Origin of the sequence: Nonomuraea longicatena, from assembly GCF_039525605.1 — a bacterium.
GTDB lineage: Bacteria > Actinomycetota > Actinomycetes > Streptosporangiales > Streptosporangiaceae > Nonomuraea > Nonomuraea longicatena.
The window spans coordinates 1-19,016 of record NZ_BAAAHQ010000032.1 but is presented as its reverse complement, the minus strand read 5'-3'; the positions used below and the strand labels follow the sequence as shown (position 1 = coordinate 19,016).

The following is a 19,016-nucleotide window of genomic DNA, read 5'->3' as shown; positions in this document are numbered from 1 at the left end:
CGCTTGGAGGTTTCATGCGTGTGGGACTGCTCGGACTGGGCAGAATCGGCGCCTTCCACGCGGCCACCCTGGCCGCGCACCCGCTCGTGGACGAACTGATCGTCTCCGACCCGATCCGGACCTCACCGTACGGCCGCCCCGGCGACGCCTTCGACGCCGACGCCGTGGTGATCGCCACGCCCACGGGAACGCACGCCGAGCTGCTGACCCGGGCCTGCCGTCTCGGGATCCCCGCCTTCTGCGAGAAACCGGTGGCCCCGACCGTCAAGGAGACCCTGGAAGTCCTCGACGCGGCGGCCGGAGCCCGCGTCCAGATCGGCTTCCAGCGCCGCTTCGACCCCGGCTTCGTCGCCGCCTCCGCCGCGTTGCGGGCGGGCGAGCTGGGACGGCTTGACCGGGTCCACCTCGTCACCGGCGACCCGGAGCCGCCACCGGCTGAGTACGTCGCCACCTCCGGCGGCATCTACCGCGACTGCCACATCCACGACTTCGACATCCTGCGCTGGGTGACCGGGCGCGAGATCGTCTCCGTCTACGCCGTCGGCGCCAACCGGGGCGCCGCCTTCTTCGCGGAGGCGGGCGACGTCGACAACAGCGCCGCCGTACTCACCTTGGACGACGGGACGCTGGCGACCATGCAGGGCTCCAGGTACAACGGCGCGGGCTACGACGTGCGCATGGAACTCGCGGGCAGCGCGGGCACCCACGCGGTCGGGCTCGGCCCCCGCGCCCCGCTCGCCGGGTTCGAGGGGCCGCCGTGGCCCGACTTCGTCACCCGCTTCCACGACGCCTACGTGGCCGAGATCGACGCGTTCCTGCGCGGCACCGGCTCGTGCACGATCGAGGACTCCCTGGCCGCCCTGTACGTCGCGGAGGCCGCCGAACTGTCGCGCCGCGAAGGCCGTCCCGTCGAGATCTCGGAGGTACGCGCATGAGGCTCGCCGGAGCCCCGATCTCCTGGGGAGTGTGCGAGGTGCCCGGCTGGGGCCACCAGCTCCCGCCGTCCCGGGTGCTGGCCGAGATGGTGGCGCTCGGGCTGACGGCCAGCGAACTCGGCCCGGACGGCTACCTCCGGCCGGGCCTGCTGGAGGAGTACGGCCTGCGCCCGGCGGGGCAATTCCACCCGGTCGTCCTGCACGACCCGGGCCACGATCCGCTCCCCGGCCTGCCCGACGACGTGCCCGGCATGCTGGTGCTGGCCGCCGCCACCGGCGTGGACGGCTACGACGCCCGCCCCGCCCTCGACGAGCGCGGCTGGGACACCCTGCTGGCCAACCTCGACCGCGTCGCCGCCGCCTACGGCCCGGCCGCCGGCCTGCACCCGCACGTCGGCACCATGGTCGAGACCCGGCAGGAGGTCGCCAGGGTGCTCGACGGCAGCGCGATCCCGCTCTGCCTCGACACCGGCCACCTGCTCATCGGCGGCACCGACCCGGCCGAACTGGCCGTGACCCACGCCGCCCGCGTCGCCCACGTGCACCTGAAGGACGTGGACGCCGCGCTCGCGGCCCAGGTCACCCGGGCCGAACTCACCTACACCCAGGCCGTCGGCAAGGGTCTGTACCGGCCGCTGGGGCAGGGCGACGTGGACATCGCGGCCATCGTCGCCGCGCTCGGCGCAAGCGGGTACACCGGCTGGTACGTCATGGAACAGGACGTCATCCTGACCGGCCCGCACCAGGACCCGGCGGCCGACGTCAGCAGCAGCCTCGCCTACCTGTCCGAGCTGTCGGGGGCGGTCGGGTAGACGCAGTCGAGGTGCACGGCGCGCACCGGCCCGGCGCGGGTGTCGGGCATGATCCCGGTCGTGGGCAGCCCGCCCCGCTCGTCTCAACCGGTGAAACGCGTGGTGCGCGGGGCGAAGCCACGGGCCAGCAGGACGACGGCCGCGGCGAGCGCCATCGGGACGGCGAAGGCCGTCTTCGGGTCGGTGAGGTCGGCCAGCCCGCCGACCGCCGCCGCGCCCGCGACGAAGCCCACGTAGTTGAACAGGTTGACGCGGGCCACCGCCACCCCCGAGCCGGCCGGGTCCAGCCGGCCCGCCGCCGAGAACGCCTGCGGCGCCACCACCGACAGCCCCACACCGGTGAGGCCGAACGCCACCACGGCCGCCGTCACCGTGGGTGCCGCGACCACCCCGGCGAACCCCAGGGTCGCGAGCACGCCGCCGAACCCGACCACGGCGGCCGGGCCGAACCGCCTGACCACCAGGTCGCCGCAGAGCCGGACCGCCAGGGTGGCCGCCTGGTAGGCGGTGTAGGCGAGCGCGACGCCCGCCGGAGGCGCCTTCAGCGCGTCGGCCATGTAGACGGCGGAGAAGTTGGAGACGGCGGCGTCGCCGACGTACAGGAAGCCCATGGCCAGGCACAACGGGACGATCGGCCGCCACGGCAGCCTGACCGGGGTGCTCGCCGCGCGTAGGTCGTCCTCCGGCGGGCACAGCAGCGGGCCGGAGGCCACGCATCCGGCCACCGCGAGCGCCATCGGCAGCGCCGTCGTCACCGCGAGGCCGAGTTCGAGCCGGGCGGCCAGCACCGCCCACAGCGCCCCGGCCAGGGCGGCGGCGCTGCCCATGCAGTGGAAGCCGTTGAGGACGGCCCGGCCGTACCTGCGCTCGATCGCGACGCCCTGCATGTTCATGCCCGCGTCCACGGCGCCGACGCCGAGCCCGAACAGCACCAGCGCCGCCAGCAGCACGGGCACCGTGGGCGCGAATCCGGTCGCCACGACGGCCACCGCGACCGTCGGCTGGGCCAGGCGCAGCAGCCACCGGCTGCCCCGGCGCGCGGCCAGCGCACCGGCGGCGAGGCTGCCCACGCCCGCGAGCACCGGCACGATCAGCAGGATGAGCGTCAGCTCACCGGTGTCGAGGTGGTGTTTCGTCTGCTGGGTCTCGACCTGGGTGAGGACCGTGGCCAAGGACAGGCCCTGGACGGCGAACACGACGAACGTGCCGACACGGGCCATGCGGTCACGGGGGGTGGGCACCGCGGCCTCCTGGGGGAGACATGAGGTCGCCTCAGGTTATTGCCTGGAAGGCGCCGGTGAAAGGGCCTTCTCGTGACCGTCGCGGCGGGGAGTCGTCAGGCGAGTGGCGCCGCTCGCGGCCCCCGGCGGGCGGCGGCGGTGCGTGTCAGGCGGGCTTCGCCGTGAGGGAGTGGGAACGGGACGCCCACACACCGAGGGCGAGCACCGTCGCGACCTCGGTCGCCGCGAGCCCCCGCTCGACCAGTCCGAGCGGCATGGCCTGCCACCACGCCAGCCCCGCGCGGGTCGCCAGCGCCACCACCGCGCCGATACCCACCACCCACGCCACCGAGCCCAGCCCCAGCAGGAAGGCGGGCAGCGCCCGGCGGTGCCGCCACGGACGCGCGATCAGCAGCGCCGCCACCGGCAGGCTCAGGAACGCGACCAGACTCCCCACCCGGTGGATGGAGCCGCTCACACTCGGCCCCACCGACCAGTCGTGCTTGGGGAAGGCCGCCACGATCAGCAGCCCGACGCTCCACGACACCAGCGCCAGCGTCCCCAGCACCCCGGCGAACCGGCGCCGCGCCAGCACCCACGCGATCACCCCCGAGCCCGCCGCCAGCAGCCCGACCGCCACCGCGAACACCCAGCCCTGCGTGCCCAGCCCGTGCTCGCTGATCGTCCGCCGCAGTGGGTCCATCTCGCCCAGACTCGCCAGGTCCAGTCCGAGGATCACCATGATGCCGGTGACGACCGCGACCAGCCCGATCCGCGCGGCGTTCTCCACACCCCCACCTCCTGGAGGGGACAACGGCCGTCCGCCCAGGGTGATTCCTCCGGAATCCGGGTCGCTCCGGATATCGTCGAAGTGTGAATGAACGTCCGGGATCATGGCTGCCTCGACTGGCCGAGGTCGGCGAGCGCATCGCAGAGGAGTGGCAGGCCGCCAGAGGCCAGCAGCGGCACGCCGCCGACGGTGTGCCGCAGCCGCACGAACTGCGCGCCTCCGACGCCGACAGGGAGCGGATCGCGCAGGTCCTCCAGGATGCCCACGCCGACGGCCGGCTCACCCTGGAGGAACTGGAAGAACGCCTCGGCACCCTCTACGCGGCCCGCACGCTCGGCGACCTCGCCCAGCTCACGCGCGACCTCCTGCCCGCCGACGAGCAGCCGCTGCTCCTGGATGGCAGCCCGGTCGCGGCCATCTTCAAGAAGGAACAGCGCGGCGGGCGCTGGGTCGTGCCCGCCGAACTGGACGTGACCGCGATGTTCGGCATGACCCGGCTGGACCTGCGCGACGCCATCCTGCAGAACCGGCGCGTCGTCATCAACGCCACGCTGGTCTTCGGCGGGCTGGAGATCGAGGTGCCGGAGGGCCTGGAGGTCGTCCGTGTCGCCAAGGACAAGACCGCGCGCCTCACCAAGCAGCCCACCGGGCCGGACGCGCCCGTCGTCGAGGTCCGCACCAGCAACTTCCTCGGCGAGGTCAAGGTGAAGGAGCCGCCACGCCGCAAGAAGCGGCGCTGAGCCCTACCCGGCCGTGTCGAAGTTGATCGCGCTGTAGGCGCGCAGCTTCCACAACTGGTGCTCGCTCTCCACCTTGCGGATCGTCCCGGAACGGCCCCGCATGACCAGCGAGTCCGTCAGCGCCACGCCCCTGCGGAACCGCACGCCCTGCATCAGCTCCCCCTGAGTGATGCCGGTGGCGGCGAAGAACACGTCGTCGGACCTGACCAGGTCGTTCGTGGTCAGGACGGCGTCCAGGTCGTGGCCGGCGTCGAGGGCCTTGCGGCGCTCGGCGTCGTCGCGGGGCCACAGCTTGCCCTGGATCACCCCGCCCAGGCACTTCAGCGCGCACGCGGCCACGATGCCCTCGGGGGTGCCGCCGATGCCGAGCATCAGGTCGATGCCCGTACCCGCGCGGGCCGCCATGATCGCGCCGGCCACGTCGCCGTCGGGGATGAACTTGATGCGCGCCCCCGTCTCCCTGATCTCCTTGACGACCTGCTCGTGGCGGGGGCGGTCGAGGATGACGACGGTCACGTCGGAGGACGAGCAGCCCTTCGCCCGGGCGACCGCCCGGATGTTGGCCGCGACGGGCGCGTTGATGTCCACGACCTCGGCCGCCTCGGGGCCGGTCACCAGCTTCTCCATGTAGAAGACCGCCGACGGGTCGTACATCGAGCCGCGTTCGCTCACCGCGATCACGGACACGGCGTCCGGCATGCCGAGCGCGGTCAACCGGGTGCCGTCGATCGGGTCGACGGCCACGTCGCAGTCGGGGCCGCTGCCGTCGCCGACCTGCTCGCCGTTGAACAGCATCGGGGCGTGATCCTTCTCACCCTCGCCGATGACGACCACGCCGTTCATCGACACGGTGCTGATGAGCTGGCGCATCGCGTTCACGGCGGCGCCGTCCGCGCCGTTCTTGTCGCCTCTGCCGACCCAGCGGGCGGCGGCCATGGCGGCGGCCTCGGTGACCCGGACCAGCTCCAGGGCCAGGTTGCGGTCGGGGGCGTGCTCGCCCGTGGCCAATGCGGCGGGTACCGACGTCTGATCCGACATGGTTTTCCAGCCCTCCTCGTTGACAGCTGTCTCCGATCGTAGTTGGCGCTCTTCAGACGGCCTGCGGTGGATAATGTGCTGCCCTCGTTCCGGATAAGGAGTTCGAAGTGAGCGATGCGGAACACCGGTTGAAGGGGCGGGGCGCGGTCACGCGTGCGGGGCTGCTGGCCGCCGCGGAGGAGGTCTTCGCCGCCAAGGGGTACGCCGAGGCGGGAGTGACGGATGTGGTGGCGCGGGCCAACGCCAGCGTCGGCAGCCTTTACCATCATTTTTCGGGAAAAGCTGAGCTATATCTGACGCTGTTTGAGGAGTTCCAGGCCAGGCAGACCGACCGCGTCAACCAGGCCGCCCGGCAGGCGCGCAGGTCAGGACCCGCCACCGACCCGATGCCGGTGTTCCTGAGCGCCGCCCGCGCCTACCTCGACGGGTGCCTGGAGGAGCGCGAACTGGCCGCGCTGTTCCTGCGCGGCGACGGGCCGCCGGGATTCGACCTCATCGTGCGGGAGCGGCTGCGGACCTTCGCCCAGCGCAACGCCACCCTGTTCGAGAACCAGCCCGCGCTGGTCGTGGTGGTGACCGGCGCGCTCGCCGCCGCCGTCAGCGAGGTGGTGCTGTCGGGTGACGAGGGGCTGGCCGAGGAGGTGCTGGAGGTCATAGCTCAGATCAGACCCGCGCCACCGGCAGGGTAGCCTCGACGTCTGTGCGGTTCACCCAAGGATTCATCAGCTACGCGGCGGCGGTGCTCCTGTGCCTGGCGGGGGTCGGGGTCTTCCTGCTGATCACCCCGCAGAGTCGCGAGGAGCGCATTCCTCGGCGCGAATACACGATCACGGTCGCCAACTTCAACCGTGAGGTCCCCTACAAGGCGTGGGCGCCGACCGCCGACCCGGCGGGGTGGGTGCCCAACAGCAACCGCATTGCATCGGGGGAGAACGGGGCGAAGGCGATGTTCCTCGGGTACGCGACGGCCAAGCGGGCGCACGCGATGTTCGTCCAGTCGGACGAGCGCCCGGCGGACGGGTTCGCCAACCGGATGGCCAACAGCGCGCAGTCGGTGGGGACGGAGCAGGTCAACGGCCAGCCCTGGGACAAGCGGTACCGCAAGGACAAGAACCAGCGCACCCTGGTGCGTACGCTGCCGGACGTGACGCTGGTGGTCACGGGCACGGCCGACTGGCCCGAGCTCGCCCAGCTCGCCGCGGCGCTCGGCGAGCGCCCCAAAGCCACGTCATAACCCTCTGCCACGGCGACAGCCGCCCCACCCCCACCCACCGCACTCCGGCTGAGGGCCTCCAGGGCGACGCTCCTCCCCGCCGCCGCTCCCGCGCCGCGACGACTCCGCTGTCACCCCGCGGCCCGGCCCCCGTCTTGGCGCCGTCGTCGAGGCGTACGCCCGGCACCGGCTCGGCGCCCGCCGAGCGCCCCTGCCTGACGCCACGCTCATGCGAAGCGGCGCGTCGTCCACGCGGGGCGGCGCGTCGCCCCGCGTGAGCGACGGCGGTGGATCAGGCGGAGCGGTGGAGCGCCAGCACCGGGATGCGGCGAGAGGTCCCCTTCTGGTACTCGGCGAACTGGGGCGCCACCTCGACGAACCGGTTGTAGATGGCGTCCCGCTCGGTGTCCTCGACCTGCTCGGCCTTGGCGGCGAACGTCTCCGTGCCGACCTCCACGGTCAGGTCGGGGTTGGCCAGCAGGTTGTGGTACCAGCTCGGGTGCCGGTCGGCGCCGGCGTTGGAGGCGACCACCAGGTAGCGGTCGTCGTCGGCGACGTACATGACCGGAGAGATCGACTGCTTGCCCGACTTGGCGCCCGTGGTGGTCATGAGAAGCAGCGAGAAGCCCTCGAAGTGGCCGCCCACCTTGCCGGCGTTCTCGCGGAACTCGGCGACGATCTTCGCGTTGAAATCGGTCATGGTGGCGGTGGTCTGAGGGGTCCGGCTAATGGCCTCAGCGTCGTGCTCGCTCATCTTCACTCCTGGAAAACGCGTGTCTCAACAGAACCGGAGAACTCTCCGCATAGAGTAACCGGAAAGTTCTCCGCTTTCCACGCCTATGCTGAGACTGTGTGCGATCGTCAGTTGCTCCCCTTGCTGGGACAGGCTCCGCCGGAGCGGGCCGACGCCGCCCGCAACCGGCAGAAGATCATCGAATGCGCGGAACGGATGCTCGCCGAGTGCGGTGGTCACCAGCTCTCCCTCGATGAGGTGGCGCGGGTGGCGGGCGTCGGCGTGGGAACGGTCTACCGCCGTTTCGGCGACCGCGCCGGACTGCTCTTCGCGCTGGTGGAGGACAGCGAGCGCCGCTTCCAGGAATCGTTCATGACCGGGCCGCCGCCCCTGGGCCCAGGAACCGGCCCCAGCTCCAGCCTCAGTCCCGGCGCCGGCGCCGAGGTCGACCCTCAGGCGCGCGTGGCCGCCTTCATGCACGCCCTCCTCGACCACCAGGCGGGCCTGGAAAAGCTGCTCCTGCTGCTGGAGAAGAGTTCACCCGACGCCCGCTTCAGCGGACCGTACCCGCTCTACCACACCCACCTGGCCACACTGCTGGCAAAGGCCCGGCCGGGGGCCGACCCTCACTTCCTGGCCGACGCACTGCTGTCGTCGGCGGCGGTGACCCTGGTCACCTTCCTGCGCACCCGGCGCGCCCTCACCCTCGACCAGATCAAGTCCCGCTTCACGGACCTGGTCCTGTCGATCTGCGCGGGCCCACCGCTCCCCGCCGAAGAACCCACGGCCCAGCCCCCGCGCTGACGGCCGCCAGGACCTGTCAGAACGGGGCGTCGTTCGGGCCGCTGGTGTCGGTGCGGCGGGCCATGGCGGCGGCGAGCTTGACCCGCGCCCCCTGAAGCCACTCCTCGCAGACCGCGGCCAGCTTCTCACCGCGTTCCCACAGCTCGATCGACTGCTCCAACGTCAGCCCGCCCGTCTCCAGCCTGCGTACGACGTCGGTCAGCTCTTCGCGTGCCTGCTCGTACGAGGGTGTCCTGTCGGCGCCTGCCGCCTTGCCACTGTCTGCCACCCCACTCACCCTAGAGTCACCCACCGACATTCTCATCCCCGGCCGTCACCCGTCGGCGGGTCGCTCGGTGCGGACCGTCAGCCGGTCGTCGCTCAACCGCACCGTCAGCACCTGTCCGACCCCCACGTCCTTGGCCAGCCGCACGACCTCGCCCTCAGGCCGCTGAACGATCGCATAGCCCCGTTCGAGCGTCGCCGCCGGAGACAGTGCGACCAGTTGCGCCTGCAGGTGGCCCAGTGAGTCGGACGCCCGGTCGAGCGACCCCGTGAGGCTCCGCCTGACCCGCTCGCGCAACGCCTCGACCTGCTCGGCCCGGCGTTCGAGCTCGCGCACGGGATCGGCCAGCGACGGGCGGGAGCGTACGGAATGCAGCCACGACAGCTCCCTGTCGAGCCACCCGCCCATCACCCGGCGCCCCCGGTCACGCAGTTGGCGGACCAGCGCGAGTTGCTCGCCCACGTCGGGCACCACCCTCTTGGCGGCGTCCGTGGGGGTGGAGGCGCGTACGTCGGCGACCAGGTCGAGCAGCGGGCTGTCCTGCTCGTGCCCGATGGCGCTCACGACCGGTGTGCGGCACGCGGCCACCGCCCGCACCAGGGTCTCGTCGGAGAACGGCAGCAGGTCCTCCAGCGAACCGCCGCCCCGCGCGATCACGATCACCTCGACGTCGCGGTCGGCGTCGAGCCTGGACAGCGCCTCGGTGACCTCGCCCACGGCGTACGGACCCTGGACCGCCGCCTCCTCGACCTTGAACCGGACGGCGGGCCAGCGGCGGCGGGCGTTCTCCAGTACGTCGCGTTCCGCGGCGGAGTCGCGGCCGCAGATCAGCCCGACCGTGCCCGGCAGGAACGGCAGCCTGCGCTTGCGGTCGGCGTTGAACAGCCCCTCAGCGGCGAGGAGCTGGCGCAGCCGTTCGAGGCGGGCGAGCAGTTCGCCCACGCCGACCGGCCGGATCTCCAGGGCCGTGAAGGCGAAAGAGCCCTTGTTGACCCAGAAGTCCGGCTTGACGTGCACGACGACCCTGGCGCCGTCGGCGGGCCTCGGCACCGTGGCCTCGTACACGCCGCGCGGCGCCGTGACCCGGGCCGACACGTTGGCCACCGGGTCGCGCAGCGTCATGAACACCGTGCCGCCGCGCGCGCTCAGGTCGGTGATCTGGCCCTCGACCCAGACCGTGCCGAGTTTGCCGATCCACCCGCCGACCATCTGAAGGACCGTGCGGATCGGCAGCGGCGACTCGGGCGAGGTCTTCGAGCTCATGCCGGAAGACTACGGGGCGCCGGTGACTATTCCGGGGTCGCGAGCTTGACCAGCCGGTTTTCGTACATCTTCACGACCTGGGGCCGCCCCTGCGTCGCCTGCTCGTAGGCGAGCAGCTCCGTGATCTGCTCGGCGCTCTTGCCGCGCATCCGCGCCCGCAGCGACGCGACACTCAGCTCGCCGTACCCCGGCATCGGCTCGGCGCCCGCGCTGACGCCCGCCGACGCATCTTGCGCGTCCTGCACGGCCGCAGCCTGAGCGTCCTGTGTGGCCGGGGCCTGAGTGTCCTGTACGGCTACAGCCTCGCCACCCGCCTTCGCCTTGGCCGGCGCACGCTTGGCGTCGGCGCCCTGCTCGGCCTTGGCCGTCGCCTCGGCAGGCACGGCGTCGGCCTCGGCAGGTACGGCGCTAGCGGGCGTGGTGCCGGCGGATGCCGAGTCGGTGCCACCGGCCGTGGCAGGCTCGCCGACCACGACCGGCTCGGCGACCACCGGCTCGGGGGCGGTCACCGGTCCGGAGGCGGCTGCGACCGGCTCGGGAGCCGTGGCCACAGCCTCGGGAGCGGACGCCTCGGCGGTCGCGGCCTTCGAGGTAGCCGCAGACGTTCCGGTGTCCGCAGAGGTCGCCGGAGCGGGTGTCTCGGCGGAGGACGCGGACTTGGCGGGGGAGAAGATGACGGGGTCCGGCTTGGGGTCGGAGCCGTTGGAGGAAGCGGTGCCGGGGCGCGGCGCGAAGATGACGGGCTCCCTGCGCGCGGGCTTGGGCGTCCCCTCCTCGGCGTCGTCGGTGTTCTTCGCGTCCTCGCGGTCGAGCAGCCGTTCGACGGCCGGACGCGAGTCGTCGCCCTGGCCGTTCGCGGCGGCCGGGTCGTCGTCCTTGGAACCCAGGCTCTTGATCGAGTTCTTCATCCGGTCCACCAGCTGCAGCGCCTGACCGGCGGCGCTGAGTGTGGACTGGATCACCAGGAGGGGGATCTCCTTGGCCTTTTCTTTGTCGGTGACGGTTCTGGCGATGTTGCGTATCACGTCGCTGAGGGACATGACCACTCCCTGGGAGGTCAAAATTGGACGGCCAGTCTGACAAACGCGGGACAGCCATGCACGCGCGGGCAGGTTGGCCGCTGCACGTAGCATATGGAGCATGGAGCCGAAGACCCCCACTGTCCGACGCGTACTCGTTGCCAAGCCACGCGGCTACTGCGCCGGAGTCGACCGAGCCGTGGTCGCGGTCGAGAAGGCCCTCGAGCAGTACGGTGCACCCGTCTACGTGCGTAAGCAGATCGTCCACAACACCCACGTGGTGCGGACGCTCGAAGCCAAGGGTGCCATCTTCGTGGAGGAGACCGACGAGGTTCCCGAAGGTGAGATCGTGGTTTTCTCCGCGCACGGGGTGTCACCGGTGGTCCACGAGGAGGCCAGGCAGCGCGGTCTGCGCACGATCGACGCCACCTGCCCGCTCGTGACCAAGGTGCACAACGAGGCCAAACGATTCGCCGACCAGGACTACGACATTCTGCTGATCGGCCACGAGGGACACGAGGAGGTCGAGGGCACCTCCGGTGAGGCCCCCGACCACATCCAGCTGGTCGACGGCCTCGACTCCGTCGGCCGGGTCGAGATCAAGGACCCGAGCAGGCTCGTGTGGCTGTCCCAGACGACGCTGTCGGTCGATGAGACCGTCGAGACGGTCGCGCGTCTGAAGGAGCGCTTCCCGACGCTGATCGACCCGCCGAGCGACGACATCTGCTACGCCACCCAGAACCGCCAGGTCGCGGTCAAGGAGATCGCGGCGCAGTCCGAGCTGGTGATCGTGGTCGGCTCGGAGAACTCCTCCAACTCCAAGCGGCTGGTCGAGGTCGCCCTCGACTACGGCGCCGACGCCTCCTACCTGGTCGACTTCGCCAGCGAGATCGACGACGCATGGCTTGAGGGCGTCACCACCGTCGGCGTCACCAGCGGCGCCTCCGTCCCGGAGGAGCTCGTCGCCGAAGTCCTCACCCACCTGGCCAAGCACGGGTTCGAGCACGTCGAGGAGGTTCAGCCGGTGGACGAGCGGGTGCGCTTCGCCCTCCCGCACGAACTCCGCAAGGACCTGCGCGCCTCCTGAGACGGCCGCTCTCCTCCGGCGTCGTGGTCGTCGCGATCCTCCGGATCGAGGTGTTGCGGCGCCCACACGATCCCGCCCACCGGCAGGGCACTGCCGCGTGGGTGGGAGATCATCCGTGCGGGTCCCGTGGGAGGGGGACAACAGGGTGGCGTCGCGGTGAGGCGGGGAGCGGGGAGTGCTGCCGGAGAGGCCGTTCGCCGAGGACGGCGGGCGGCGTGGGCGGCGGCTGTGCCGTGAGGTGAAGGTGAGGTTGTGGCCGTCATCACCCACTACAGCGCGGCCGGTGAGTTGTGGCCGTCACCGTCCACTGCGGCACGGGCCGTGAGGCGTTCGTGTCGCGGCCGGGATGCGCCGGAGGTTTTGTAGCGATCCAGACCTAATCGTCGTCGCGGGCGGTGCCGTAGACGCGGGGCTCGAAGTACCCCTCCGGCTCCGGGACGAACGCCTGCTCGCGGCGGCGCGGCGCCTCGGCGCCCGCGCGCAGATCCTCCCGAAGGTCGCGCACGTTCTCCCTCAGCCCCCGTCGCCACGCCACCGCCAGCACCAGCGCCGAGCCCGCGAACAGCCATGGCGCCCCCGACGACATCGACGTGTACAGCCCCAGCGTCAGCGACTGCGTCACCGACACCGACGCGAACGCCCGCACGGCCTCCACCGCGATCGTCGCGCAGAAGAACGTCAGCGGCGGCGTCACCACGAGCGACAGCAGCTCGCGCGGGTTGACCAGCAGCACGCCCGCCAGGCACGCCGCCACGAACAGCGGGCCGAGGACGAACGACACACCAAGCGTCGATGTCAGGACATATCCGAGTACGGCGGCGGCGAAGGCGAGCGCGATCGCACCACGAGCGGTCAGCTTCACGGCCGTCCGCTTGCCCTTTCCACTCATGCTCACGCCCCTCTTTACTGCGCCCCGTTGGCCAACTTACCGTTCGCCTGCGAAATCAGAGACGAGGTTTCCAGTAGTTCGGGGGAGGCGAGCGGCCGAGGCAGCCCGTCGAGCATCTCGGGCGACTCCAACTCGCCGTCGACCACGCCGAGATCGTGAAGCTTGCGCGCCGTGACCATCACGCGGCTTTCGAGCGATCCGACCGTCTTGTTGTACGCCTCGACGGCCCGCGTCAGCGACCTGCCCAGCGAGTCGACGTTGCGTCCCATGGACGACAGCCGCTCGTACAACTCCTTGCCCAGCTCGAACACCGCCCGCGCGTTCTCGCTCAGCGCCGCCTGCTGCCACGCGTAGTGCGCGGTCCGCAGCATCGTGATCAGCGTCGTCGGCGTGGCGATGTGCACCCGCCTGGTCATCGCGTACTCCAGCAGCCCGGGATCCCGCTCCAGTGCCGGGGCCAGGAACGCCTCACCCGGGATGAACAGCACCACGAACTCCGGCGTCGGACTGAACGACTGCCAGTACGACTTGGCCGCGAGCTGGTCGATGTGCTGCCTGACGTGCCTGGCGTGCGCGTCCAGCCGCACCGAGGCCAGCGAGTCGTCCGCCGTCTCCGCCGCCTCCAGGTAGGCCGCCAGCGAGACCTTGGAGTCGACCACGATGTTCTTGCCGCCCGCCAGCCTGACGACCATGTCCGGACGCTGGGAGCCCTCGGCGACCTGCTCGTCGAAGTCGCAGTAGCGCTGCATCCCGGCGATCTCCGCCACCCGCCGCAACTGCAGCTCGCCCCACCGGCCGCGCGCCTCCGGCCGCTGCAGCGCGCGCACCAGCGCCGTCGTCTGCGAGCGCAGCTCCTGGTGGCTCTGCCTGACGAACTCCACCTGCTTGGCCAGTTCGGCCCGCGACACCCGTTGCTGCTCCTCGACCCGCGCCAGCGCCTCCTTCAGCGGCTCCACCAGGTGCTCGACCGCCTGCCTGCGCTGGTCGAGGTCGCCGCTCGCCTCTGCGCGGCTGGCCGCGAGCCGGGTCTCCGCCAGTTCGAGGAACCGGATGTTGTTGACGTCGAGGGCCCGCGTGGACAGCGCCTGGAAGCGTTCGGTCAGCTGCTCCTCGACGTACACGAGCTTCTCGCCCGCCGCGCGGGCGCGCGCGTCCGCTTCGGCGACCTTCACGGCCATCCGGGTCCTGGCCAGCAGGAACCCGATGGCGAGACCGGCGGCGAGCCCGAGGAGGAGCGAGAGGACATCCACCCGGTCGATGTTTCCACGACATCGCGTGCGGATCTTTCCCGACACGCCTGCGCATTCCGGTTGCACCGCGTACGGCTCGCAGGAGTCCGGTCGCGTCGGCCGAGCAAGTAAACTCGCCTGACGTGAGTCTCAGCATCGGTATCGTCGGCCTGCCCAACGTCGGCAAGTCCACGCTCTTCAACGCGTTGACCAAGACGGGCAACGCCCTCGCGGCCAACTACCCGTTCGCCACCATCGAGCCCAACGTGGGCGTCGTGGGCGTGCCGGACGACCGGCTGCCCAAGCTGGCGGAGATCTTCGGCTCCGCCCGCATCCTGCCCGCCAAGGTGGAGTTCGTCGACATCGCCGGACTGGTCAGGGGCGCCTCCGAGGGCCAGGGCCGGGGCAACCAGTTCCTCGCCAACATCCGCGACACCGACGCGATCTGCCAGGTCATCCGGGTCTTCAACGACCCCGACGTGACCCACGTCGACGGCGAGATCTCGCCCAAGCGCGACATCGAGACGATCAACACCGAGCTGATCTACGCCGACCTGCAGACCGTGGAGAAGGCGATCCCGCGCCTGCAGAAGGAGGCGCGCAACAACAAGGACAAGAAGGCCGCCCTGGAGGCCGCGGAGGCCGCCGCCAAGGTGCTGGAGACCGGCAGGACCGTCTTCGAGAGCGGTCTCGACGGGGCCGAGCTGCGCGAGCTGCACCTGCTCACGGCCAAGCCCTTCCTGTACGTCTTCAACCTCGACGCCGACGAGCTGATCGACGCCGCGCTGCGCGAGCAGCTCTCCGCGCTGGTCGCACCGGCCGAGGCGGTCTTCCTCGACGCCAAGATCGAGTCCGAGCTGGTCGAGCTCGACGACGAGGAGGCGCTGGAGCTGCTGCAGTCGGTCGGCCAGTCGGAGTCCGGCCTGTCGCAGCTGGCCAGGGTCGGTTTCGAGACCCTCGGTCTGCAGACGTACCTGACCGCCGGGCCCAAGGAGACCAGGGCCTGGACCATCAAGAAGGGCGCGACCGCGCCCGAGGCCGCGGGCGTCATCCACACCGACTTCCAGCGCGGCTTCATCAAGGCCGAGGTGGTCTCCTTCGACGACCTCGTCGAGGTGGGCTCGATCGCGAACGCCCGGTCCGCGGGCAAGGCCCGCGTCGAGGGCAAGGACTACATCATGCGAGACGGCGACGTCGTGGAGTTCCGCTTCAACGTGTGATCATCACGTGTCGTACACGGTGGAGCGGTGCCCGCTGTGTGGATCACGCGGTGGCCGCCTCCCCGGAGACGGCGCCTGCGACAGGAGCGCGGTGTCTACTCACCGCGCGCCAGTGTCTCCCTCATGACCTCGTCCAGCGGAATACCGGGAGCCGGGTTCGCCGTGCGCTCGTCGATGATCCGGTTGATCTCGTGTTCCTCCCATGCCTGGTACTTGCGCAGGACGTCGATGGCCACCACGGCGGCCACCTGCTTGCCATGCCGGGTGATGATCGTCGGCAGGTCATCGCGGTCGGCGCGCTCCACGACCTCGGCCAGATGTGCGCGTACGTCGCGGATGGACTCGATGGGCAGGTGACTCATGCGTCAGAGTTTCCCGCGAGCACTCAACGGGCGGTAGTGGAGAACTGCTTCAACGTTTGACCGTCCGCGTCAACCCTGTCCGGGGTTCGGGCGTCGAATCGTCACGGCGATCACGCTGACTCGGGAGGGCCGATGATCCACCGCATTCTCCGCAAACGGCGCCAGGTGCCTGCGCTGGCCGCGATCACCACGGAGGAGGAGCTGGCGCTGCTCAGGGTCGAGCTCATGTACGGCCTGCGCGTCAACCGCGAGGCCTACCTTCGGCGCAAGGCCGACGAGTGCGCCGAGGTGGCCACCCGGCTGAGCCGGGCCGACACGGTCGAGATGCTGGCCGGGCTGCGGGGGTCGCTGGAGCGGGCGGTGCCGCGCAGGCGGGTCGAGTCCGTGCGGGCGTACGTCGAGCGCCAGACCGTGGAGCAGGGGGCCCGGCGGCTGACCGGCTCGTGGCCGACCGCCGTGACCGGTGGCCCGGAGGACTCGGGGCCCGTCTGACCTGTCGCTTTGCCGATCGAGCAGGCCGGGACACTGCCAGTGCCCTTTGGGTAGGGAACTCTTCCCTTGAGGTAATGGCCCCGTGCGTCTGGCCTGGTCAAATACCAATTCCCCCTTAACGGGACACTCCATGGCACTTCGCCCATCCGTCCGAACTTGGTTTGCCCCGGCACGGCGATGCCTGCAGCATGGGCGTGGCTTTCCTGGAACAATTGCCGGGACCGGATAGGGTGGCAGCTTCACCACGGATGATGGGGATCGGTATCGGACGACACCGCGCCAGCCGGGGGGACGGGCGCGAGCGGAGGCGTAATGGCTCGTAGGTCAAGCGTCCAGCAGGGTCCTCGGACCGCTGGCGATCCTGACCTTTCGGTGCGACCGGACCTTACTGACTTCGACGCGCCGCCGTCCAGGCCCAGGCGTGGGCGCTGGTCCGGAGGTGGCGGGCGCTGGCTCGTATGGACCGGCCGCGTCATTCTCTGGGCGCTGATTGTAGTTATCGTGGTGAATGGGGTACGCGCCCCGTTTGAGAGGTTTACCCAAGAAAGTGCGCCGGTGGCGAATAGCGCCGCGCCGACCCCCGCCGGATTCCCGTCCGACCGGGCCTCGGCGTTCGCCGCGCAGTTCGCCGGCGTCTACCTGAATTTCAACGCCGACGACAAGGCCACCCGTGCGGGCAAGCTGGCCCCGTTCCTGCCGGACGCCTCCGACCAGCAGTTCGGCTGGGACGGCTTCGGCAAGCTGGGCGCGGTCGGCATTCAGTCCTACGGCGTCGAGGTCGTCGACACGCAGAACGCCGTCGCCTCCGTGATCTTCCAGACCGGAACGCGCAGGCTGCTGCTGTCCGTGCCCGTCTACTACTCGGGCGAGGAGGGCAGGCAATTCGTGGTGAGCGGTCACCCGGCGCTGCTGCCCGCCCCGTCCGCCGCCGCCCTGCCGCAGGTGGCCGCGCCGGAGCGCGACGACGCGGCGGCGGGCGAGCTCAAGCCGCAGCTCGAAGGCTTCTTCAAGGACTACGCCTCCGGTGACACGCAGGGGCTCCAGCGCTACCAGGCCCCCGACGTCGAACTCCCCAACCTGGGTGGCGCGCTGACCTTCGGGCAGCTCAAGAGCGTTTCGGTGCCTGTGGGGGGCGCCGCGGAAAGAGTGGTCGAGGTCGTCGTCGAGTGGGTCGTGCCGACCGGCGCGACGCCGACGGCGGACGCCTCGGCTCAGGAACCGAGTGCGGTGGGCGGCCGTCTTGAGCAGGCCTACCGGCTCACTGTCGAGAAGCAGGGCGACAAATGGTACGTCAAGGACATTCGCGGCGCCGGTCGGGCCGTTGGATAGATCTGACGTCGCGCTGCTGATCGGTGCCCCCCGGGAGGACAAGAAGTGATCTTGAAGACCATAGTGCTCAACCTTGTCGAGCTCGCCTCGCCATCGCCCGCATCCACCGGCGTCGACACCGCAGGGCTCGCCAACTTCCTGCGCGCCTTCTTCGCCCCGCTCTTTCTCGTCGTCGTCTCAGTGGTCGCGCTGTTCTTCCTCTTCACCCGCGAGATCACGAGGTTCGTCCAGTTCCTGATCCTGGCCGTGGCGATCGGTGTGATCTTCTACGTCCCCAACATCATCGAAGTCACCGCGAAGGCGATCGCCGGAGCCCTGGGTATCAAGTAGAGGGTTGAAGCCACGCCCAGGCGGTCATTGAACGAGCGAGCGGGTGGAGAGGAGGATCTGCGTGGACCTGCCCACGTATACCAATATCTGGCGGATTGAGAAGCGGCTCTACAAGCTGTACGACCTACGGCTGCCGATGCCGCTCCCCATAGTCTGGATCGGCGTCTTCGCCGGTGTGCTGGCCCCGTGGTCGTTCCTGCTCTGGCTCGTCGGACTGCCGTTCGACACGCCCTGGCACGTGGTCTACCTGGTCCCGCCCGGAATCGTCACCTGGCTGGCGACCCGGCCGGTCATCGAGAGCAAGCGGCTCACCGAACTACTGCAGTCGCAGTTGCGCTACATGGGTGAGCCCCGGGCCTGGGCCCGTCTCACACCGACGTCCGAGCCCGAGGCCATCACCTTCTCCGGACGCGTCTGGCGCACCGCACCCGCCCACGACCGGGCCGCCCTGCGCACCACCAAGACCGCCAAGGGCTGGAAGCTCGCCCGGGGCGCCGAGGCGGCACTCGCCGCCGAAGCCGTTCAGAGCGTCGCACCGGGTGGGGCGCGCGGCACCGCGCCGGGTGTCGGGCGGGGCGCGGCCCGTGGCGCCGACGTCGTGCAGGCCGTGCCGACGGCTGAGGGCGTACCGGCCGCAGAGGTCGTGTACGGCGCCGAGGTCGCGCGCCGGGCCGCTGCGGCGCGGCAGGTCGGCGCCGCCTACGACGCCGCCCAAGGCTCTCCCGCCGACGGCCGCGACCCGAAGGTCGCCGGTACGGCCAAGGCCGCGAAGCTGTCCAGGGCCTCCCGCAAGGCCCGCCATGCGCTGGGCAGGCGGGGGACGGCAGGGACACCTCCGACACTCCCCGCAACACCGGTTCCCACGACTTCTCACGAGCCGCCGACGGTTCCCGGCACACCGGCTCCTGGCACACCGGTACGTTCTCCCGGGACACCGGCGCATGCTTCAGGCACTCCGACGGCCGCGCCGGGGTCGTCGGCGGGTGCTCCGGGCCATCCGGGGGCGCCCGTGGCGGCATCCGGGGCGGCGGCAGGTTCTTCGGGCAGGTCGGCGGCCATGGGAAGGCCGTCCGCCGCGACGGGCGGATCGGCGGCTTCGCGAGGGAAGCCGGAGGTTTCCGCAGAGACACCGGCGGTCGGTGCTTCGGGTGCGTCTCCCGTCGGCAGCTCGTCCGCAGGAGGGGCCGGAAGCCCGTCCGAGGGTGTGGCGGGCGGTTCGTCGCGGTCCGTCCAGCCTGCCGTGCAG

22 protein-coding genes are annotated in these 19,016 nt (G+C 70.9%); 12 read left to right on the top strand and 10 right to left on the bottom strand.

All coding sequences use genetic code 11. The annotated features are described in order from the left end of the window. Positions 1 to 14: 14 nt before the first annotated feature. Positions 15 to 935, top strand: coding sequence for a Gfo/Idh/MocA family protein (locus tag ABD120_RS27105; protein ID WP_343952915.1), 921 nt, complete (start codon positions 15 to 17; stop codon positions 933 to 935). Next, on the top strand, positions 932 to 1,747 hold the full coding sequence (locus ABD120_RS27100) for a TIM barrel protein (RefSeq protein WP_343952914.1): 816 nt from the start codon (positions 932 to 934) through the stop codon (positions 1,745 to 1,747). The genes ABD120_RS27105 and ABD120_RS27100 overlap by 4 nt, the downstream gene beginning before the upstream one ends. Positions 1,748 to 1,830: 83 nt before the next feature. Here ABD120_RS27100 and ABD120_RS27095 read toward each other — a convergent pair whose 3' ends face one another. Beyond that, positions 1,831 to 2,988: an MFS transporter gene (locus tag ABD120_RS27095; RefSeq protein WP_343952913.1), complete on the bottom strand. Its 1,158-nt coding sequence runs from the start codon at positions 2,986 to 2,988 to the stop codon at positions 1,831 to 1,833. A gap of 145 nt (positions 2,989 to 3,133) precedes the next feature. Further along, positions 3,134 to 3,757, bottom strand: coding sequence for a DUF998 domain-containing protein (locus tag ABD120_RS27090; RefSeq protein WP_343952912.1), 624 nt, complete (start codon positions 3,755 to 3,757; stop codon positions 3,134 to 3,136). A gap of 83 nt (positions 3,758 to 3,840) precedes the next feature. Here ABD120_RS27090 and ABD120_RS27085 point away from each other — a divergent pair, with 83 nt between their 5' ends. Next, positions 3,841 to 4,497 carry a DUF1707 SHOCT-like domain-containing protein gene (locus tag ABD120_RS27085; RefSeq protein WP_343952911.1) on the top strand — a complete coding sequence of 219 codons (657 nt, stop codon included), beginning with the start codon at positions 3,841 to 3,843 and terminating at the stop codon, positions 4,495 to 4,497. A 3-nt stretch (positions 4,498 to 4,500) separates the two neighbouring features. Here the strand turns inward: ABD120_RS27085 and glpX are convergent, their stop codons facing one another. Continuing rightward, entirely contained in the window at positions 4,501 to 5,535 is a 1,035-nt protein-coding gene (glpX, locus tag ABD120_RS27080) for a class II fructose-bisphosphatase (protein WP_343952910.1), read from the bottom strand. 107 nt (positions 5,536 to 5,642) lie between these two features. On the opposite strand from glpX, the gene ABD120_RS27075 reads away from it, so the two are divergent. Together ABD120_RS27075 and ABD120_RS27070 are read left to right on the top strand one after the other, a co-directional pair. Further along, positions 5,643 to 6,224 carry a TetR/AcrR family transcriptional regulator gene (locus ABD120_RS27075; RefSeq protein WP_343952909.1) on the top strand — a complete coding sequence of 194 codons (582 nt, stop codon included), beginning with the start codon at positions 5,643 to 5,645 and terminating at the stop codon, positions 6,222 to 6,224. An 11-nt stretch (positions 6,225 to 6,235) separates the two neighbouring features. Beyond that, positions 6,236 to 6,769, top strand: coding sequence for a DUF4245 domain-containing protein (locus tag ABD120_RS27070; protein WP_343952908.1), 534 nt, complete (start codon positions 6,236 to 6,238; stop codon positions 6,767 to 6,769). Between the two features lie 271 nt (positions 6,770 to 7,040). Here ABD120_RS27070 and ABD120_RS27065 read toward each other — a convergent pair whose 3' ends face one another. Then, entirely contained in the window at positions 7,041 to 7,448 is a 408-nt protein-coding gene (locus ABD120_RS27065) for a nitroreductase family deazaflavin-dependent oxidoreductase (RefSeq protein WP_343952907.1), read from the bottom strand. Positions 7,449 to 7,613: 165 nt separating this feature from the next. Between ABD120_RS27065 and ABD120_RS27060 the strand changes: the two genes are divergently transcribed. Further along, positions 7,614 to 8,285, top strand: a complete 672-nt coding sequence (locus tag ABD120_RS27060) for a TetR/AcrR family transcriptional regulator (RefSeq protein WP_343952906.1) — start codon at positions 7,614 to 7,616, stop codon at positions 8,283 to 8,285. Positions 8,286 to 8,301: 16 nt separating this feature from the next. Here ABD120_RS27060 and ABD120_RS27055 read toward each other — a convergent pair whose 3' ends face one another. The 3 genes from ABD120_RS27055 to ABD120_RS27045 are packed head-to-tail and all read right to left on the bottom strand — an operon-like array spanning position 8,302 to position 10,853. Next, entirely contained in the window at positions 8,302 to 8,583 is a 282-nt protein-coding gene (locus ABD120_RS27055; RefSeq protein WP_425564042.1) for an exodeoxyribonuclease VII small subunit, read from the bottom strand. Positions 8,584 to 8,598: 15 nt separating this feature from the next. After that, positions 8,599 to 9,813, bottom strand: a complete 1,215-nt coding sequence (gene xseA, locus ABD120_RS27050; protein WP_343952903.1) for an exodeoxyribonuclease VII large subunit — start codon at positions 9,811 to 9,813, stop codon at positions 8,599 to 8,601. A 26-nt stretch (positions 9,814 to 9,839) separates the two neighbouring features. After that, on the bottom strand, positions 9,840 to 10,853 hold the full coding sequence (locus ABD120_RS27045) for a hypothetical protein (protein WP_343952902.1): 1,014 nt from the start codon (positions 10,851 to 10,853) through the stop codon (positions 9,840 to 9,842). Positions 10,854 to 10,953: 100 nt separating this feature from the next. On the opposite strand from ABD120_RS27045, the gene ABD120_RS27040 reads away from it, so the two are divergent. Beyond that, a complete protein-coding gene (locus ABD120_RS27040) occupies positions 10,954 to 11,919 on the top strand; it encodes a 4-hydroxy-3-methylbut-2-enyl diphosphate reductase (RefSeq protein ID WP_343952901.1) in 966 nt (321 codons plus the stop codon). Positions 11,920 to 12,295: 376 nt separating this feature from the next. Here ABD120_RS27040 and ABD120_RS27035 read toward each other — a convergent pair whose 3' ends face one another. Continuing rightward, entirely contained in the window at positions 12,296 to 12,808 is a 513-nt protein-coding gene (locus ABD120_RS27035; protein WP_343952933.1) for a DUF6542 domain-containing protein, read from the bottom strand. Between the two features lie 14 nt (positions 12,809 to 12,822). After that, the gene (locus ABD120_RS27030) at positions 12,823 to 14,058 is read right to left on the bottom strand and encodes a DNA recombination protein RmuC (protein WP_425564041.1); all 1,236 of its coding nucleotides are present in this window, start codon (positions 14,056 to 14,058) and stop codon (positions 12,823 to 12,825) included. 122 nt (positions 14,059 to 14,180) lie between these two features. Here ABD120_RS27030 and ychF point away from each other — a divergent pair, with 122 nt between their 5' ends. After that, a complete protein-coding gene (gene ychF, locus ABD120_RS27025) occupies positions 14,181 to 15,257 on the top strand; it encodes a redox-regulated ATPase YchF (protein WP_343952900.1) in 1,077 nt (358 codons plus the stop codon). A gap of 95 nt (positions 15,258 to 15,352) precedes the next feature. Here the strand turns inward: ychF and ABD120_RS27020 are convergent, their stop codons facing one another. Then, the gene (locus ABD120_RS27020) at positions 15,353 to 15,619 is read right to left on the bottom strand and encodes a type II toxin-antitoxin system Phd/YefM family antitoxin (protein ID WP_343952899.1); all 267 of its coding nucleotides are present in this window, start codon (positions 15,617 to 15,619) and stop codon (positions 15,353 to 15,355) included. Between the two features lie 132 nt (positions 15,620 to 15,751). Here ABD120_RS27020 and ABD120_RS27015 point away from each other — a divergent pair, with 132 nt between their 5' ends. The 4 genes from ABD120_RS27015 to ABD120_RS27000 form a co-directional block, all read left to right on the top strand. Then, on the top strand, positions 15,752 to 16,111 hold the full coding sequence (locus ABD120_RS27015; RefSeq protein ID WP_343952898.1) for a hypothetical protein: 360 nt from the start codon (positions 15,752 to 15,754) through the stop codon (positions 16,109 to 16,111). Positions 16,112 to 16,666: 555 nt separating this feature from the next. After that, positions 16,667 to 17,440, top strand: coding sequence for a conjugal transfer protein (locus tag ABD120_RS27010; RefSeq protein WP_343952897.1), 774 nt, complete (start codon positions 16,667 to 16,669; stop codon positions 17,438 to 17,440). A 60-nt stretch (positions 17,441 to 17,500) separates the two neighbouring features. Further along, complete coding sequence (locus ABD120_RS27005; RefSeq protein WP_343952931.1) at positions 17,501 to 17,770, top strand: hypothetical protein; 270 nt, start codon at positions 17,501 to 17,503, stop codon at positions 17,768 to 17,770. 61 nt (positions 17,771 to 17,831) lie between these two features. Then, a partial coding sequence (locus tag ABD120_RS27000; protein ID WP_343952896.1) for a TcpE family conjugal transfer membrane protein occupies positions 17,832 to 19,016 on the top strand: 1,185 nt, incomplete at its 3' end.

Bases quoted from the DNA above. Each gene is read 5' to 3' on its own strand.
- ABD120_RS27105 (WP_343952915.1), top strand. From the start codon at position 15: ATGCGTGTGGGACTGCTCGGACTGGGCAGAATCGGCGCCTTCCACGCG.
- ABD120_RS27100 (WP_343952914.1), top strand. From the start codon at position 932: ATGAGGCTCGCCGGAGCCCCGATCTCCTGGGGAGTGTGCGAGGTGCCC.
- glpX (WP_343952910.1), bottom strand. From the start codon at position 5,535: ATGTCGGATCAGACGTCGGTACCCGCCGCATTGGCCACGGGCGAGCAC.
- ABD120_RS27065 (WP_343952907.1), bottom strand. From the start codon at position 7,448: ATGACCGATTTCAACGCGAAGATCGTCGCCGAGTTCCGCGAGAACGCC.
- ABD120_RS27055 (WP_425564042.1), bottom strand. From the start codon at position 8,583: ATGTCGGTGGGTGACTCTAGGGTGAGTGGGGTGGCAGACAGTGGCAAG.
- xseA (WP_343952903.1), bottom strand. From the start codon at position 9,813: ATGAGCTCGAAGACCTCGCCCGAGTCGCCGCTGCCGATCCGCACGGTC.
- ABD120_RS27045 (WP_343952902.1), bottom strand. From the start codon at position 10,853: ATGTCCCTCAGCGACGTGATACGCAACATCGCCAGAACCGTCACCGAC.
- ABD120_RS27040 (WP_343952901.1), top strand. From the start codon at position 10,954: ATGGAGCCGAAGACCCCCACTGTCCGACGCGTACTCGTTGCCAAGCCA.
- ABD120_RS27035 (WP_343952933.1), bottom strand. From the start codon at position 12,808: ATGAGTGGAAAGGGCAAGCGGACGGCCGTGAAGCTGACCGCTCGTGGT.
- ABD120_RS27020 (WP_343952899.1), bottom strand. From the start codon at position 15,619: ATGAGTCACCTGCCCATCGAGTCCATCCGCGACGTACGCGCACATCTG.
- ABD120_RS27015 (WP_343952898.1), top strand. From the start codon at position 15,752: ATGATCCACCGCATTCTCCGCAAACGGCGCCAGGTGCCTGCGCTGGCC.